The organism is Streptosporangium canum (genome assembly GCF_900113865.1).
GTDB classification, from domain to species: Bacteria; Actinomycetota; Actinomycetes; order Streptosporangiales; family Streptosporangiaceae; genus Streptosporangium; species Streptosporangium canum.
In genome coordinates, this window is record NZ_FOQY01000020.1 from 43,537 (window position 1) to 58,819 (window position 15,283).

The following is a 15,283-nucleotide window of genomic DNA, read 5'->3' on the forward strand; positions in this document are numbered from 1 at the left end:
CTCACGGTCACGACGGTCATGTGCGCCCGGCCATCTCCCGGCGCGCGGCGTTCGCCTGGGCTTCGGTCACCAGCGGAGGAGTGCGGCGCAACTCCTCCGCGATCGCGTCGACCACGCGCTGCGCGAGCCGCCCCAGCCGCTGGTGCCGGTCTTCCAGCTCGGTGGTCCATTTGTCTGCCGTCGGCCCCGTCCAGACCCTGCCCGACCGCATCGCCGAGGAGGCGCGCTGGTAGGCCTGCCGTACCTCGTGAGCCCTGTCCTCGGCCTCCGCCAGGAGGCGCTGCAGCTCCGCGTGCCGGGGATTGGGCACCATCGGCTCGGCCACGCCGCCCCCGTCCTCTCCAGGACCCCGTGATGAAAGAAAAAATTAATACCACAGTAGGTATAGATCGTCTATGTCGACAAGGCCAGGACGCCGCCGGCGTAGCGCTTCTGTCGTTGAAGCCATAACCACGAGAGCGAACTGGTCTGATATTTCGGTCATTTCATCCCACGCCGAAACGACTGCTCCACCCAACAGCATCGGAGTAACGGATGTCGCTGTTCGAAGAGCACATCGACGCGATAGAAATCGCTGCGAAAACCGCGTCATGGGTGTGTTTCATCGCCATTTTCGCGCTGGTCTTCACCGGCCATGTGAGCACGCCCCTGGCCGTCGCGGTCGTCATCATCTGGGTGTCCCGCATCACCCAGTACCAGATCAAGGAGACCCGGGCGCGCTGGGACGCGGAGGCCGCCGAAGAAGGGGAGCTCCGCCGCGAGCAGCAGCGCGCGAACCGTGAACGGGAGCTACGCCTCCAGATCCAGCGGCTACAGCGGCCGGACCGTTAGCCATCCGCCGCTGCCCCGATCATCCATGTCGACACCTGCGACACCGCCGGTACCGCGTTCCCATCGCCGCAGCAGTGAGAGCGGACGGGCCGGGTGGAAGCCGAACGGGGTGAGTTCTGCGGCAAGATCGTACAGCGCCCCGACCACATCTGTTGCGTTTATTTCGTTTGCTTCACATAATGCGATGAGGAGTGACGAGAGGGAGGCAGACATGACCGGCATCCAAGTCAAGCGCTCGATCGAGCCAGGAGCAATAGACGCCCAGGTCGCGGCACGTGCCGTCAGGCGGATCAAGGACTACCTCATGCGGTGCCCCGGCAAGGAGGCCATCCCGGTCGCCGGGGAACTCGGCGACGAAGATGCTCTGATTCTCCCGCGCGAGGCTGTGAGCCTGCTCGCCTACATCCTGACCCAGGCTGCGGAAGGGCGCGGCGTCTCGGTCATTCCTTCCCACGCCGAACTGACCACCCAGCAGGCGGCGGACATGCTGAACGTATCCCGCCCCTACCTGATCGGATTGCTGGAGTCGGGAACGATCCCCTACCGGATGGTGGGAAAGCACCGTCGCGTCACTGCTGAAGATCTCATGGAGTACAAGCGGCGCGATGATCTGAAGCGGCGGACCACCGCTGACGATCTCGCCGCGCTCGGCCAAGAGCTGGGGCTTTGACCGTGGCCTTCGTTGTGGTCTACGACGCTAACGCCCTCTACGGCAACACGCTCCGAGACCTGCTCATCCGCATCGCCCAGGCAGGCCTGGTGCAGGCCAGATGGACGAACAAAATCCTGGACGAGGCGATCAAAAACCTCGCGTCCAACCGTCCCGATATCCCGGCGGACAAGCTGTCACGATTGCGCGATCTCATGAACGCCGCTGTGCGAGATTGTCTGGTCGAGGGATACGAGCCGCTGATGGAAGGGCTGAAGCTTCCCGATCCAGATGACCGGCATGTGCTTGCAGCCGCGATCAAGGCAGGTGCGCAGGTCATCGTCACATCCAACCTCAAGGATTTCCCGGCGGAGGAGCTGACCGTCTGGAACCTGGAGGCCAGGTCACCGGACGACTTCGTACTCGGCCAGATCGACATGGATGATCGGATCGTGTGGGCCTGCGTCCAGCAGATCGTGGACTCCCGAGTGAATCCACCGGAGACGATCGAGGACGTGCTCCACGCTTTGGAGAACGCCGGACTCGTGGAATCGGTCGCCGCGCTGAGGAACGGCCGGTACAACATGTGATGTCCTCTCCGACGTGAACCCCCGCCGACGGTGGCGGGGCCGTGCCGTGCCGCCCGGTGAGATTCCTTGATCTCCACGGCCCCTTCGGGGGCGAGGAAGAGAGGTCGATCTGGCCCTGGAGGGCACCGCCGAGGACGGCGGCGCGCTGCGCGGTGGGTCCACCGCGATCGCGCCGTTCGAAGCGCTCCGCCCGCTGGCCACGTTCTGGGCCTGGACGGACAGGCCAGGGCCGGCGGCTCGGTTTCCGCGCTGCACGCGAAGCTTGTCGCCGCAGGCGAGGATGTCGCACTGCTCGGCAGCGCGAACCTCACCGATCGGGCGCTCGCCAACAACCTCGAAGTCGGCGTGGTTCTCCGTGATCCCGACGTGGTGCGCAGGCTCGTCAGGCATTTCCGCGCGCTCATGCGACCCCAGGACGGTCCGCTGCGTCCCACCGGGTGAGGCTCAGGTGGCGTAGGACTCCTTGGCGAGCCGGCGGACGCGGTCCACGTCGACGGTGTGCCCCAGGCCCGGCTGGGTGAGCGGGACGGCCACGACGCCGCCGGTGGCGCCGACCGGCGGGGTGACGATCTGCGCGCTGCGCGGGGGCTCGGCCACGTCACAGGGCAGGTCGCAGCCGGGCAGGCTGGCCGCGGCGACCGTGGCCGCCCGGGCCAGGCCGGTGCCCTGGCCTCCGGCGCAGGCGATCTCCCAGCCCGCCGCCACGGCGTGGTCGTGTGCCCGCCGTACCTCGCGCAGGGAGCCCAGGGCGGCGGGGCGCAGCAGCAGCGCCCGGCCCGCGTTGACGAGGATCGCCTCGTCGAGCTCGGCCAGCGAGGAGACCTCCAGCAGGACCGGGGCGGCGACGCGTTCCTGCAGCTCGGCATGGTCGGTGAGGTTGGCGAACGGGCGCTCGATGGACGAGAGCGTGTAGGCGTCCAGCGCCTCGAGGGCGCCGATGTCGGTGTAGGCGCCGCGGGCGTCCACGCCGATGCCCAGCGCCGGGTAGGCCTGGCGGACGGCGCGCAGCGGCTCGATGTCCCAGCCGGGGTGGACGTCCAGGGTGATGTGGGCGTATCCGCCGCAGACGTGGCGGTTCACCCGCGCGACCAGGCTCTCCAGGTTGCGCTCGGCGCCGATCCTGACGGTGGCCATCAGCGAGGTACGGCTGCCGCCCAGCGCGTGGGAGAGCGGCACGCCGCGCATCCTGGCCCACAGATCCCAGCAGGCCATGTCGGCGGCGGGGCCGCCGGGGACGGCTCCCAGCTCGTCGGGGTGCTCCCAGTCGACGCCGATCAGCGCCCGGCCAAGCCCCTCCTCCAGGAACGCCCAGGTCTTCGGGTCGGGGTCGACGACCTCTCCCCACCCGGCCATGCCCCCGTAGTCGGTGAGCCGGACGAGGATGCTCTCCGGCCGCCTGCCGTACGGCAGGACCAGGCGGAACACCTCAAGCTCACGCACGCGTGGCATGGACCCCCCTCGATCTCTGCTCGGGAAAACGCGAATCCCGCCCGAGGGCGGGACTCACCCCTCAACACGGAGAGGGGCGGCGTTCTTCCCATAGTGTCACGGGAGTCAGGTCCCGAACGGCCCCAGCCTCACGAGGGCCAGGCCCCGAACCGGCCCAGCGCCACGGTAGTCAGGTCCCGAACCGGTCCAGCGTCACGGGAGTCAGGTCCCGAACGGCCCCACTGTCACGGGGTCAGGTCCTGAACCGGCCCGCGACCAGCACACCCATGCTCGCCAGCAGCGCGGTCAGCGCGAAGCACACCAGGTAGACGAGGGCGGCGGCGCCGAAGGCGGCGACGATCGCGCCGACGACGGCGACCGTGACCACGGTGAAGACCGACTCCCCGATCCCCATCGAGGCGCTGTTCTCGCCCTCCTCGCCGGGGCGCGACAGCTCCAGGACGAGCACCGACAGCGTCGGGTAGACGATCCCGATGCCGAATCCGAGCACGGCCTCGCCGATGAAGGCCAGTGCCACGGGGACGGCGGCGAAGACGGTCAGGGCCATCAGCACGAGACCCGCGGCGATCAGGGCGGAGCCGATCCGCAGGACCACGACCCGGTCGTAGCGCCTGCGCCCGACGACCCACGAGCCGAGCGACCAAGCGAGCGCGCCGCCGGTGAGCACCATTCCGGCCTGGGTGAGCGACAGGCCGCGCTCCTCGGTGAGGATGCGCGGCAGGAAGACCTCGCCGCCGAAGACGGTGCCGGCGGCGATCCCGCGCAGGGTGATCACCGAGGGCAGGCCGCGTGCGGCGCGCAGCGTGCCGGGCGGCAGCAGCCGGGGCAGCGTGAGAACGAGAAGGAGCAGGCCGACGACCAGCAGGACCAGTCCGGCGCCACGTGCCGCCCCGCCGTACTGCATGAGCGCGGCGCCCACGGCCGCCAGCACCGCCCAGCCCAGCCGCCGCAGGATGGGGCTGCGCTCGCTCACCTCGGAGTGGTCGTCCATCGGCGCGGAGGACAGGCCGCGCCACAGCAGCAGTGCCGCGGGGGCGACGAGCAGCGGCACGCCCAGGAAGACCCAGCGCCAGCCGAGCTGCTCCGTCACGACACCGGTGATCGCCGGTCCGACCATGGACGGCACCACCCAGGCTCCGGCGAAGACGGAGAAGACCTTGGGGTGCATGGCCGGCGGGTAGACCCGTGAGACCAGCACGTACATCGAGACCTGGAAGATCCCGCCGCCGAAGCCCTGCACGAACCGGCCCATGATGAACACGTCCATGGTGGGCGCCAGGCCCGCGATCAGCAGTCCCGCGACAAAGGCGCCGACACCCGTCCAGAGCGGGCCGACCGGCCCCCGGATGTCGGCCCAGCGCCCGCCCAGCACGGTGGCGATCATTCCGGCGGCCAGCGCACCGCTGAAGGCCAGGGCGTACAGCGCGAGCCCGTCGAGCTCGCGCCCCACGACCGGCATGGCGGTCGCCACCGCGAGCGCCTCGAAGGCCACCAGGACGATCAACGCGACCATGCCCACCGTCAGCGCGCGGTAACGCTGGGCAAATATCCCCTCAACCGGGGTTGAAATCGTCGTAGCAGTCATGATCGGACACTACGGCCGCCGCCCCGTGCCGGGCATCGGCCCGGGAGGTCAGCCCTTGGTCGTAGGACCCGCCGCCTCGACATGGGAGGCCAGGCCGCGCAGGAGCAGGTCCAGGCCGAACTCGAACCGCTCGGCGCCGCCGGCCTCCATCAGGTTGTCGATCTGGGCGACGAGGTGGGGGAAGCGGTCGGCGGGCAGGCTGCGGTAGAACTCCTCGATCTGCCCGAAGAACTCCCCCAGGAAGCTCTCCAGGTCGCTGCCGCCGGCGCGCTGCCTGTTGAGGTAGAGGGAGCCCTCGTAGGCGTCGGAGCAGACGTAGAGGCCGAGGCGGTCGATCATCAGGGCCGCGACCTTGGGCGGCACCCCGCCGGCGAGCATGACGGCCAGCTGGGCGTCGGCTATCCGCAGCGCGTTGGGCCCGGTCGGGATGGTGGCCAGCCCGACCTTGGCGATGTCGGCATGGGCCCGGAACACCCGCGACGCCTCCATGATCATCTCCCTGAGCTGCTCCAGCCAGCGCTCCGGCTCGGGCTCGGGCACCTGGATCTCACCCATGACCTCGTCGTAGATCAGGTCGAGCAGCTCCTCCTTGTTCTCCACGTGGGCGTAGAGGGAGGCGGGGCCGGTGCCGAGCTCCTGGGCGACCCGGCGCATGCTCACCGCGTCAAGCCCTTCGGCGTCGAGGATCCGCAGGCCGGCGGCGACGATGAGATCCCTGCTCAGGACGGCTCGGGGAGCGCTCGCCCTGCGGGTCTTGCGCCACGGCGGAGCCGGGATGTCGGTCATCGGCCGATCCTATACCGCCCCGGACCTCTTTCACGAACACCGTACTAGCTTCGAACGGTGTACTTGACGCGAACAGTGTTCGCCATTAAAACGATGTTCGTAGATAACGAACGGCGTTCGCCGAACGTCTCCCCTCCCTTGGATCGGAGCCCCCGATGACCCATGCGATCGACACCGGACCACCCGCCACCGCCGGGCCGTACCGGTGGCGATGGATCGCCCTGTGCGTGATCCTCGCCGCCGAGGCGATGGACCTGCTCGACGCGATGATCACCACCATCGCGGCGCCGTCCATCCAGGCCGACCTGGGCGGCCCGTCGAGCATGATCCAATGGCTCAGCGCCGGATACACCCTGGCGATGGCCGTCGGCCTCGTCACCGGCGGCCGCCTCGGCGACCTCTACGGCCGCAGGCGCATGTTCGCCGTCGGCGCGCTCGGGTTCACTCTGTGCTCGCTGCTGTGCGGGCTGGCCGCCTCCCCCGAGACGCTGATCGGCTCGCGGGTGCTGCAGGGCCTGTTCGGCGCGGTGATGGTGCCGCAGGGGCTCGGCATGATCAAGGAGATGTTCCCGCCCGGGGAGCTGGCCGCCGCGTTCGGCGCGTTCGGCCCGATCATGGCCCTGTCCACGGTGGCCGGACCGGTCCTCGCGGGCTGGCTGATCGACGCCGACCTCTTCGGCGCCGGCTGGCGCATGATCTTCCTGATCAACCTGCCGATCGGCCTGATCGCCCTCCTCGGCGCGATCCGCTACCTGCCGGAGTCGAAACCCCCGCACGCCGCACGGCTGGACCTGACCGGGGTGGGACTGGTCTCGGCCGCCTCGTTCCTGCTGATCTTCCCGCTGGTCCAGGGCCGCGACCTCGGCTGGCCCGCCTGGACCTTCGCCTCGATGGCCGCCTCGATCGTGATCTTCATCTTCTTCGGCCGCCACCAGTCCCGCAAGGAGCACGCGGGCGGCGCCCCGCTGGTCGTGATGAGCCTGTTCCGCAAGCGCGCCTTCAGCGGGGGCCTGGTCACCGGCCTCGCCTTCTTCTCCGGGATGATCGGCTTCTCGCTGGTGTTCGGCCTCTACACCCAGATCGCCCTGGGTTACGACCCGCTGAAGGCGGGTCTCGCCGGTCTGCCGAACGCCGTCGGCGCCCTGGCCGGGTTCATCGTCGTCAACGCCTCGGGACTGGCCCGGAAGGTGGGCCGCAAGCTGATCCACCTGGGCACGGTCGTCATGGCGGCGGGCGTCGCCGGGGTCGGCGTCACCCTCGGCCTCGCCGGCATGGGCGTCACCCCGTGGCAGCTCGCCCCCGCCCTGGCCGTCACCGGCGTCGGGATGAGCATGGTCATGGCCCCCTTCTTCGACATCGTGCTGGCCGGGGTGGAGCCCCACGAGTCCGGCTCGGCCTCCGGCACCCTGACCGCCGTCCAGCAGCTCGGCGGCGCGCTGGGGGTGGCCGCCGTCGGCACGGTCTTCTTCGGCCTGCTCAAGCAGGGCTGGAGCTTCGAGGACACGATGCGGCTGACCATCTGGATCGAGGTCGGCCTGCTCGCCGTCACCTTCCTGACCGCCTTCCTGCTCCCGCTCCGCGCCCGGCCCGAGGAGGAGGCCGCCCACTGAACGCAATCCCGTCGGCGACCGTCTCCACTTCTCCTCCGAGCGCGGCACCTCCGGTTCCTCCTCCGGCGGGATCACCTACTGCGTGACCGGCCCGTTCCGCACCTGACGAACCGCCCGTCAGCACGGGTTCACCGGCCCGTACGGCATGGAGGAAAGGGCCGGCCGCCGGTCGCGTACACCGGCCGGTCGTGTGCGTGGGGATGACGGGCGTGAGGGCACAGTCCCGTCCGGTGTGCCAGCGGGGCCGGGCGCGCCGACGCGCGACCCGGCGGGGATGGCCTGCGGCCATGGCGCTCTGACAAGGACGGGCCTCCGTGCCATCCTCGTCAGAGCGGGATCATGTGGCCGAGCGCTCCAGCTCCTTCTCGGCCCACTGGCCGATGTCGCGGCGTTCGATCGCCGCGGCCATCAGGGCGGGGAAGGCGTCGGGGGTGCAGGCGAAGGCGGGCACTCCCAGGGCCGCCAGGGCGGCGGCGTTGTCGCGGTCGTAGAAGGGAGCTCCCTCGTCCGACAGCGCGAGCAGCACGATGACCTGGACTCCGGCCGCGGTCATCTGGGCGACCCTGCGGAGCATCTCCTGCCGGACTCCGCCCTCGTAGAGGTCGCTGATCAGGATGAAGATCGAGTCGGTGGGCCGGGTGATGAGGCCCTGGCTGTAGGCGATGGCCCGGTTGATGTCGGTGCCGCCGCCGAGCTGGGTGCCGAACAGCAGCTCCACCGGGTCGTGGAGCTGGTCGGTGAGGTCGACGACCGCGGTGTCGAAGACCACCAGCGACGTCCTGAGCGAGCGCATCGAGGCGAGCACCGCCCCGAAGACGCTCGAATAGACGACCGAGGCGGCCATCGACCCGCTCTGGTCGATGCAGAGCACGACCTCGCGCTGGACGGCCCGCTGCCGCCGGCCGTACCCGACCAGCCTCGACGGCACCACGGTGTTCCGCTCGGGCAGGTAGTTCTTCAGGTTGGCCCGGATCGTGCGGTCCCAGTCGATGTCGGCGACCCGCTTGGGCCGGTGGGTGCGCGCCGACCGGTCGAGCGCGCCGGTGACGGCCGCCTTCGTCTTCTGCACCAGCCGCCGCTCCAGCTCGGAGACGACCTTGCGGACCAGCGCGCGGGCCGACTCGCGGGCCTTCTCCGGCATCACCCGGTTGAGCGACAGCAGCGTGCCGACCATGTGGACGTCGGGCTCGACCGCCTCCAGCATCTCCGGCTCCAGCAGCAGCCGGGTCAGGTTCAGCCGCTCGACGGCGTCCTTCTGCATGACCTGGACGACGGTCGAGGGGAAGTAGGACCGGATGTCGCCCAGCCAGCGCGCCACCCTGGGCGCGGAGGCGCCCAGGCCGCCGCTCCGTTCGCCCGCGCCCTCGCCGCCACCGCCGTTGTAGAGCGCGGCCAGGGCTCCGTCCATCTGGGCGTCGGTCCCGCCGAGGGCGCATCCCGTGCCGTCGGCGTCGCCGCCGAGCACCAGCCGCCAGCGGCGCAGTCTGTCGTCCATCACTCGGCCTCCGTCTTCCCCAGGATCATCAGCACGGTCCGCACGGCCGCCGCCGCCCGCTCCTCGTCGAGCTCCGCGACGTCCTCCCCGCCCGGGACCGCCCCGGTCGTGAGCGAGCGGACCCGCGAGCCGATCGAGCGCCGCTCCGGTGCGGCGAAGGCGCCGAACGTCCGGCGGAGCAGGGGCAGCACGTCCACGAACGTCTCCGGGGCGAGCCCGGTGAGCCATCCGTCGATCAGGGCGAGCAGCCGGGCGTCGTGGACGAGCAGCAGGCCGCCGCCCGACAGGAATCCCTCGATCCAGGCCGCCGCCCGAGCGGGCGGGTGCCCGGCCGACATGGCCCGCGACATCCGCGGGCCCACCTGATCGGCGTCGAGGTCACCGGCGTCCAGCAGGATCCTGGTGAGCCGGCCCTCGATCAGCCCGTGCAGGTCGGAGCGGCCCGACGCGCCGCGCAGCGTGGCCAGCCAGCGGGCCTGGGGCGCTTCCGTGCCGGAGGCCGCGTCGAGCAGGGCCACCGCGGCGTGCACCCCGTCGATGTGGCGCAGCAGGTCGCGGGCGGCGTCGTCGTCCAGCCCGGTGACCGCTCCGCCCAGCCCGACGCAGACCCTGGTGAGCAGGGCGTCGACGATGGCGGCCAGGCCGGTGGCGGGGGTGCCGCGCACGTCGCCGTAGCGCTGCGCGCGGACCATCGCGGGCAGCGCCGCCATCAGGTGCGTGACGTCGCTGTCGAGTGCGGCCCGCGCCGACAGCGCGTCGAGCACGTACGGCAGCGCGTCCGGCAGGTCCGCGAGCAGGCACCGCTCCACCAGCCCGGTGAGGCCGGCCAGCGAGACCCCGGCGGGTGCGCCCCCGGGCCCCGGTCCGGCGGCCCCCTGCGGCGCGGCCGGGCCGGGCGGCCGTCCTCCGTCCGCGAGATCGCGGACGCGGGCGCCGGCCGCCGCGGGGACCGTGGTGCCCCAGGCGCTCGCCTCGATCAGCTCGATGTCGAACTCGGGACGCCAGGCGAGCGTCCACGATTCGCGGAAGGTGCCCTTGCTCCGGCTCTCCTGGGGCGTGCCCCACTCCACGCCGAGCAGCCGCAGCCGGTGCAGCAGCCTGCTGCGCTCCAGGTCGAGGGGCTTGCGCAGGTCGAGATCGTGCTCGCGGTCCAGGGCCTCGGGTTTGAGCTTCAGCCGCCGCTGCTCCTCGCGGAGGTGGCGCTGGAGGGGGACCATCGGGGTCGCGTCGGGGACGTGGCCGAGCCGCTCCCCTACGACCATGCGCCGCTGGATCAGCTCCACCGGCAGGTCGTCGCCCTCGCACAGCACGGCCCTGGCCGCCTCGGTGACCTCCGCCAGCCCCGCCAGCGGCCGTCCCCGGAGCACGGCCAGGCTCTGCGTGAGCCGTACCGCCTCGATGACGTGCGCCGAGGAGACCGGCAGGTCCTCCTCGCGCAGCACCCCCGCGGCGGCGGTCAGCCACCGCTCCACCGGACGGTCGGCGGAGGCGAACAGGTGGTGGTACCAGCCGGGTGACGTCACCCCTGCGCCGTATCCGCTCCAGGCTGCCAGCCGCCCGTAGGTCCACGGCACCCAGGTCATCTCGGCCTTGACCTTGGGCAGTCCGCGCAGCAACGCGTCGTCGGCCTTCACCGTGGGCAGCCCGGCGCCCCAGGCCGCGCCCTCCCGCGACGGCCCGGCCAGCGCGGGCACGTGCCACGCGCCGCAGACGACGGCGATCCGCTCGAACCCGTCCTTGACCGCCCTGCGGATGGTGCGCCGCATGAAGGCCTCCCGCCGGGCCTCGTAGGCGTCGGCCACATGCCCCTCACGGACCGCCGCCATCGCCTCGGCGATCACCTGGAACGGTGTGTCCCCGCGGTGCTCGACCACGTCCTCCCACCAGCGCTCCGGATCGTCGTATCCGGCGGCGCGGGCGAGCGTCCCGATCGGATCGGTCCGTACGGCCGGCGTCCCGGGGTCCGGGCCCTGTCCGGCAGGCTCCTCCCGCTCGGCGGCGAGGCTGTGGGCGGCGGGCAGGTCGCAGAACCGGACCGGGATGCCCGCCTCCACCGCGTGGCGGATCGCCTGCCACTCCGGCGAGAAGACCGCGAACGGCCAGAAGGCGGCCTTGGACGGCTCCCCCGGCACGTGGGCCAGCAGCGCCACCGGGGGTTCGAGACCGGGGTCCTTGGCCAGCTCGACCAGCCCGTCGGCCTCGGGCGGGCCCTCGATGAGCACGATGTCCGGCTTGAGGCGTTCCAGCTCGTCTCTGAGGGAGCGCGCCGATCCCGGTCCGTGGTGCCGGACCCCCAGCACGGAGACGCTCATGGGCGGCCTCCGGCCACCGGGCCACCCGTCCGCGCGTCCGGGGACGGGCCGCGACGGGCGTCACGTGGCGTGGTCGCTGTGAGACGGGACGGCCCCGCTCCGGCGGCCCGCGCCTCAGCCCGCGTCACGGCAGGCCCGGTAGAAGTCGCGCCAGTCCTGGCGCTCGCGGACGACGGTCTCGAGATACTCCCGCCAGACGACGCGGTCGGAGACCGGGTCCTGGATCACGGCGCCGACGATGCCGGCGGCCACGTCGGAGGGGCGGAGCACGCCGTCGCCGAAATGGGCGGCCAGGGCGATGCCGTTGGTGAGGACCGAGATGGCCTCGGCCGTGCTGAGGGTCCCGCTGGGAGACTTGACCTTGGTCCGGCCGTCCTCGGTGACACCGGTGCGCAGCTCGCGGAAGACCGTGACGACGCGGCGGATCTCCTCCAGGCCGGTCATGGTCTGGGGCAGCTCCAGGGAGCGGCCGAGCTGGTCGACGCGGCGGGAGACGATGTCCACCTCCTCCTCGGCGGTGGCGGGGACCGGCAGCACGACGGTGTTGAACCTGCGGCGCAGGGCGCTGGACAGGTCGTTGACGCCCCGGTCGCGGTCGTTGGCGGTGGCGATGATGTTGAAGCCGCGCGAGGCCTGGACCTCCTCGTTGAGCTCGGGGATCGGCAGCGTCTTCTCCGACAGCACCGTGATCAGCGCGTCCTGGACGTCGGAGGGCATGCGGGTCAGCTCCTCCACCCGGGCGATCCGCCCCTCGGCCATCGCGCGCATCACCGGGCTGGGGGTGAGCGCCTGCCTGGACGGCCCCTCCGACAGCAGCCGGGCGTAGTTCCAGCCGTAGCGGATGGCCTCCTCGGCGGTGCCCGCCGTCCCCTGCACGAGCAGGGTGGAGTCGCCGCTGATCGCGGCGGCCAGGTGCTCCGACAGCCAGGTCTTGGCGGTGCCCGGCACACCGAGCAGCAGCAGCGCGCGGTCGGTGGCGAGGGTCGCCACGGCCACCTCCACGATGCGGCGGGGTCCGATGTATTTCGGGGTGATCCGGTCGCCGTCGCCCAGGATGTAGGCGGTCACCGCCCAGGGGGAGAGTTTCCAGCCCGGCGGCCGGACCCGGTCGTCGTCCTTGGCCAGGATCGCCAGCTCCTCGGCGTACTGGTCTTCGGCGTGGGCCCGCAGAACCGTTGTCACAGAAGCTCCTTCAGCATGTCGTCACGGAAACGCAGGAGGGCGGCGACCTCCTGGATGGGCGGTTCGAGCGAGAGCCGTTCGGCCACGCCGTACAGGGCGGGGTCGATGCGTTCGCCGGCGAGCTTGGTCAGCTCGCCGAGGTTCCAGGGCTGGGTGCCGGAGACCTCGATGATCTTCTGCAGCACGGCCCCGGCCAGGCCCGGCCCCCAGGGCGCCGCGGCGCCGCCGAGGACCATGATGAGCTGGCCGTCCAGGCCGTGCCGCCGGACGAAGTCGGCGGCGACGCTCTCCTGCTCGGCGGGGGGCAGCGCGGCCAGCAGGTCGGCGAGCGGGTCCCAGGCGAACAGTTCCCTGGCCCATTCGGGGTCGCCCTGGAGCACGGTGGCCCTGACCCATCCCGCCATGACCTCGCGACCCCAGTCGACGATCTTCATCCGGACGAGCTCGCCGGGTGAGTGGCCGAGCAGGCGGGGCCAGACCTCCAGCGGGGTGCGCGCGACGGCCTGCTGCAGCCACCAGCTCCGCTCGCCCGTCCCCCTGGGCGGCTTGGCCCGGATGCCGTCGCGCTCCATCGCGGCGTCGCAGGCGGCGGGCGGGGTGACCTGGATCTCGCCGTCCTCGACGGAGAGACAGCCGGCGACCCGCCCGGCCATCCGCAGGGCCAGCCGCGAGTCCGGCAGGCGGGTCAGCAGGTCGGCGGCCTGGTGGCGGACCTCGCGGCGGCGGTCGTCGAGAGCGGCCTCCAGGAACGGCTCGTCGTCGGAGGAGAGCCGGTCGGCGAGAACCTCCAGGAAGGACGCCCTGTCGTCGGGGGTCTCCTTCTCCCATGTCGCCTCGAGCAGCCGCCTGGCCTCCGCCGGGGCCACCGCCCGCAGCGCGGCCAGATGGGCGCGGCGGTCGCCGGAGGTCCCCAGCTCCCAGACCTCCCGGGCGCCGCCGGCCCCGGCGGGGGCGGCCGCGGTGACCTCCTCCAGCAGGAAGCTCCACGCCGGGTTGAGCCCGGCCAGCCAGCGGCCCCGGTTTCCGGCGAGGACGCCGAGGTGCGGGCGGATCGACCGGTCCCTGGCCCCCTGGTCGAGAAGCTCGGGCAGCAGGTGAGGCGAGATCCGGTAGCCGTGGCCGGCCGCGGTCTCCAGCCATTCGGCGAGCAGCCTCGGCCGTTCGCCGCCGAGGATCCGGGCGAGCCGGTCGGCCGCCGCGCGCGAGACCGCGGGCTGCTCCTCGGGGGGCGCGACGCTCAGCGGCTCGCCGCCGGCCGGCCGGCGGCCGGCCCGCATCCGCAGCGTGTGCACGGCGGCGCGTTCGAGGAGCTCGATCTCGCCGGCCGGCTGTCCGGGGAGGGGACGGCGGTCGGTGCCGACGAGCGCGGTGGAGACCAGGTCCTCCCATTCGGTCGAGACGTTCACAGGACGATCACCTGACCCTCCTCGTCCCAGGTCGTGAGGGGCCGCAGGCCCCTGGGAGTCCATTCGGCGGCGACGGTCAGCGGATGGCCGCCGGAGGCCGCGATCAGCCGCCAGGGAGTGCCGGCGGACGGGTGCAGCGCGAGCCCCCCGGAGGGGCCGGCGAGCTGCCAGGAGGGGCTCCCCGCCGGGGTCACCGAGGCGACGACGACGGGCCAGGAGTCCAGCCAGGGGTCTCCCGCCAGCGCTCCGGCCACCTCCTCCAGCGCCTGATCCAGGGTCGATCCGGGCGGGGGGCCGGCGGGGACGCCGTCGTGGCGGGTGGCGACCAGGGCCCGCAGCGGCGACGAGCCCGGATAGAACGCCAGGTCGGCGTCTATGGCGGTGCCGGTGACGAGCGAGGCGTCGAGCGCCTGGCCGGGCGGGGCGAAGGAGAGCACCAGCGCCGCCCGGCCCGTTTCCCTGCCGCGCAGCCAGACCCGGCGCGCGGTCAGCCGGTCCTGCTCCTCGTCGCGGCACCCGAGCACGTCCCATACGTCCCTGACCGTCTCCCCGGCGAGCACCTCCTCCCTGGTGACCGGGAACCCGACCCGCTCACGGACCCGTCGCAGGAGCCCGGCGGCCGGGGGGCGCGGCTGCGCGGCCTCCGGCCGGGCGTCCGCGCCGGCCTCGGCCGCCCGCACGACCTCGGGGAGGCGGCGGTGGGCCACCGCCAGCAGGTGCAGCAGGGCGTATTCGCCCAGAAGGCGGGCGGGCCAGTCGTCGGTCGCCAGGACGGCGTTCAGCCGGGAGACGCTGCCGGCGACGCCCGGTGCCTGCGCGTCGATCAGGCGCCTGGCGAGGTCGTCCCAGTGGTCGTGGCGCCGGGATCCGGCGACGCCCTGCCTGATCTGGTCGGCGAGCCAGCGCTCCAGCTCCGACAGGCCGGCGGCCACGCGCTGCTCACGCTGCTCGGCCCGGCGGGGGTCGCCGGGCGGGCCGGTCTCCGCCGCACCCGCCGGGCCGGCTGCGGCAGCCGTACGGGTGACCGCCCTGGCGGCGCGGTCGCGCCGCTGGTCGAGCCATTCGGCCACCCAGTCGGCGGGCTCGGCGGCGGCGGGGACGCCGTCGGCCGACCACAGCAGCAACAGGCCGAGCGCGTGTTTGCAGGGAAACTTCCGGCTGGGGCAACTGCACCGGTAGGCGGGCTCGGACAGGTCCACACACGCCCGATAGGGCGTGGAACCACTGCCCTTGCACTCACCCCACAGCGCATCCGCCGTGACTGCGGTCCCCGACCACTTGCCGGGTGAGGAGACCCCTTGGGCCGCTTTCCGGGACGAGGCGTCGGGCGCGAGCGCGAGCACCTGATCCCGGTTCCACCGTTCGATCACGGTCCGAACCGTAGCCAA

At 72.2% G+C, this 15,283-nt stretch carries 14 protein-coding genes; 5 read left to right on the top strand and 9 right to left on the bottom strand.

Features of this window, described 5'->3' with window-relative positions:
* Positions 1-16 precede the first annotated feature (16 nt).
* On the bottom strand, positions 17-325 hold the full coding sequence (locus BM085_RS26245) for a hypothetical protein (protein WP_093889585.1): 309 nt from the start codon (positions 323-325) through the stop codon (positions 17-19).
* A gap of 209 nt (positions 326-534) precedes the next feature.
* Between BM085_RS26245 and BM085_RS26250 the strand changes: the two genes are divergently transcribed.
* The 4 genes from BM085_RS26250 to BM085_RS47490 all read left to right on the top strand — a co-directional run bounded on the left by BM085_RS26250 (position 535) and on the right by BM085_RS47490 (position 2,511).
* Positions 535-831: a hypothetical protein gene (locus BM085_RS26250; protein ID WP_093889586.1), complete on the top strand. Its 297-nt coding sequence runs from the start codon at positions 535-537 to the stop codon at positions 829-831.
* 211 nt (positions 832-1,042) lie between these two features.
* Positions 1,043-1,501 (top strand): helix-turn-helix domain-containing protein, encoded by a 459-nt coding sequence (locus tag BM085_RS26255; RefSeq protein WP_093889587.1) that lies wholly within the window; start codon positions 1,043-1,045, stop codon positions 1,499-1,501.
* Between the two features lie 2 nt (positions 1,502-1,503).
* The gene (locus BM085_RS26260) at positions 1,504-2,070 is read left to right on the top strand and encodes a PIN domain-containing protein (protein WP_093889655.1); all 567 of its coding nucleotides are present in this window, start codon (positions 1,504-1,506) and stop codon (positions 2,068-2,070) included.
* Positions 2,071-2,136: 66 nt separating this feature from the next.
* Positions 2,137-2,511 carry a phospholipase D-like domain-containing protein gene (locus BM085_RS47490; protein ID WP_093889588.1) on the top strand — a complete coding sequence of 125 codons (375 nt, stop codon included), beginning with the start codon at positions 2,137-2,139 and terminating at the stop codon, positions 2,509-2,511.
* A gap of 3 nt (positions 2,512-2,514) precedes the next feature.
* Here BM085_RS47490 and BM085_RS26270 read toward each other — a convergent pair whose 3' ends face one another.
* The 3 genes from BM085_RS26270 to BM085_RS26280 form a co-directional block, all read right to left on the bottom strand.
* Positions 2,515-3,519 (bottom strand): enolase C-terminal domain-like protein, encoded by a 1,005-nt coding sequence (locus tag BM085_RS26270; RefSeq protein ID WP_093889589.1) that lies wholly within the window; start codon positions 3,517-3,519, stop codon positions 2,515-2,517.
* A 232-nt stretch (positions 3,520-3,751) separates the two neighbouring features.
* Positions 3,752-5,104, bottom strand: a complete 1,353-nt coding sequence (locus BM085_RS26275; protein WP_177245275.1) for an MFS transporter — start codon at positions 5,102-5,104, stop codon at positions 3,752-3,754.
* Between the two features lie 48 nt (positions 5,105-5,152).
* On the bottom strand, positions 5,153-5,890 hold the full coding sequence (locus BM085_RS26280; protein WP_093889590.1) for a TetR/AcrR family transcriptional regulator: 738 nt from the start codon (positions 5,888-5,890) through the stop codon (positions 5,153-5,155).
* 155 nt (positions 5,891-6,045) lie between these two features.
* Between BM085_RS26280 and BM085_RS26285 the strand changes: the two genes are divergently transcribed.
* Positions 6,046-7,500 carry an MFS transporter gene (locus tag BM085_RS26285; RefSeq protein ID WP_093889591.1) on the top strand — a complete coding sequence of 485 codons (1,455 nt, stop codon included), beginning with the start codon at positions 6,046-6,048 and terminating at the stop codon, positions 7,498-7,500.
* A gap of 337 nt (positions 7,501-7,837) precedes the next feature.
* Here BM085_RS26285 and BM085_RS26290 read toward each other — a convergent pair whose 3' ends face one another.
* From BM085_RS26290 to BM085_RS26310, 5 genes are all read right to left on the bottom strand, one after another.
* Positions 7,838-8,995, bottom strand: a complete 1,158-nt coding sequence (locus BM085_RS26290) for a VWA domain-containing protein (protein WP_093889592.1) — start codon at positions 8,993-8,995, stop codon at positions 7,838-7,840.
* Positions 8,995-11,307, bottom strand: a complete 2,313-nt coding sequence (locus BM085_RS26295) for a DUF5682 family protein (protein WP_093889593.1) — start codon at positions 11,305-11,307, stop codon at positions 8,995-8,997. The genes BM085_RS26290 and BM085_RS26295 overlap by 1 nt, the downstream gene beginning before the upstream one ends.
* 114 nt (positions 11,308-11,421) lie before the next feature.
* Positions 11,422-12,489, bottom strand: a complete 1,068-nt coding sequence (locus BM085_RS26300; protein ID WP_031171235.1) for an ATP-binding protein — start codon at positions 12,487-12,489, stop codon at positions 11,422-11,424.
* On the bottom strand, positions 12,486-13,895 hold the full coding sequence (locus BM085_RS26305; RefSeq protein ID WP_093889594.1) for a DUF5691 domain-containing protein: 1,410 nt from the start codon (positions 13,893-13,895) through the stop codon (positions 12,486-12,488). The genes BM085_RS26300 and BM085_RS26305 overlap by 4 nt, the downstream gene beginning before the upstream one ends.
* Entirely contained in the window at positions 13,892-15,265 is a 1,374-nt protein-coding gene (locus BM085_RS26310) for an SWIM zinc finger family protein (protein ID WP_093889595.1), read from the bottom strand. Before BM085_RS26310 ends, BM085_RS26305 begins: the two co-directional genes overlap by 4 nt.
* Between the last annotated feature and the right edge of the window lie 18 nt (positions 15,266-15,283).

What these genes read in the sequence shown, in the direction of transcription:
- BM085_RS26275 (WP_177245275.1), bottom strand. Translation starts at nt 5,104, where the DNA reads ATGACTGCTACGACGATTTCAACCCCGGTTGAGGGGATATTTGCCCAG.
- BM085_RS26270 (WP_093889589.1), bottom strand. Translation starts at nt 3,519, where the DNA reads ATGCCACGCGTGCGTGAGCTTGAGGTGTTCCGCCTGGTCCTGCCGTAC.
- BM085_RS26255 (WP_093889587.1), top strand. Translation starts at nt 1,043, where the DNA reads ATGACCGGCATCCAAGTCAAGCGCTCGATCGAGCCAGGAGCAATAGAC.
- BM085_RS26280 (WP_093889590.1), bottom strand. Translation starts at nt 5,890, where the DNA reads ATGACCGACATCCCGGCTCCGCCGTGGCGCAAGACCCGCAGGGCGAGC.
- BM085_RS26250 (WP_093889586.1), top strand. Translation starts at nt 535, where the DNA reads ATGTCGCTGTTCGAAGAGCACATCGACGCGATAGAAATCGCTGCGAAA.
- BM085_RS26285 (WP_093889591.1), top strand. Translation starts at nt 6,046, where the DNA reads ATGACCCATGCGATCGACACCGGACCACCCGCCACCGCCGGGCCGTAC.
- BM085_RS26290 (WP_093889592.1), bottom strand. Translation starts at nt 8,995, where the DNA reads ATGGACGACAGACTGCGCCGCTGGCGGCTGGTGCTCGGCGGCGACGCC.
- BM085_RS26295 (WP_093889593.1), bottom strand. Translation starts at nt 11,307, where the DNA reads ATGAGCGTCTCCGTGCTGGGGGTCCGGCACCACGGACCGGGATCGGCG.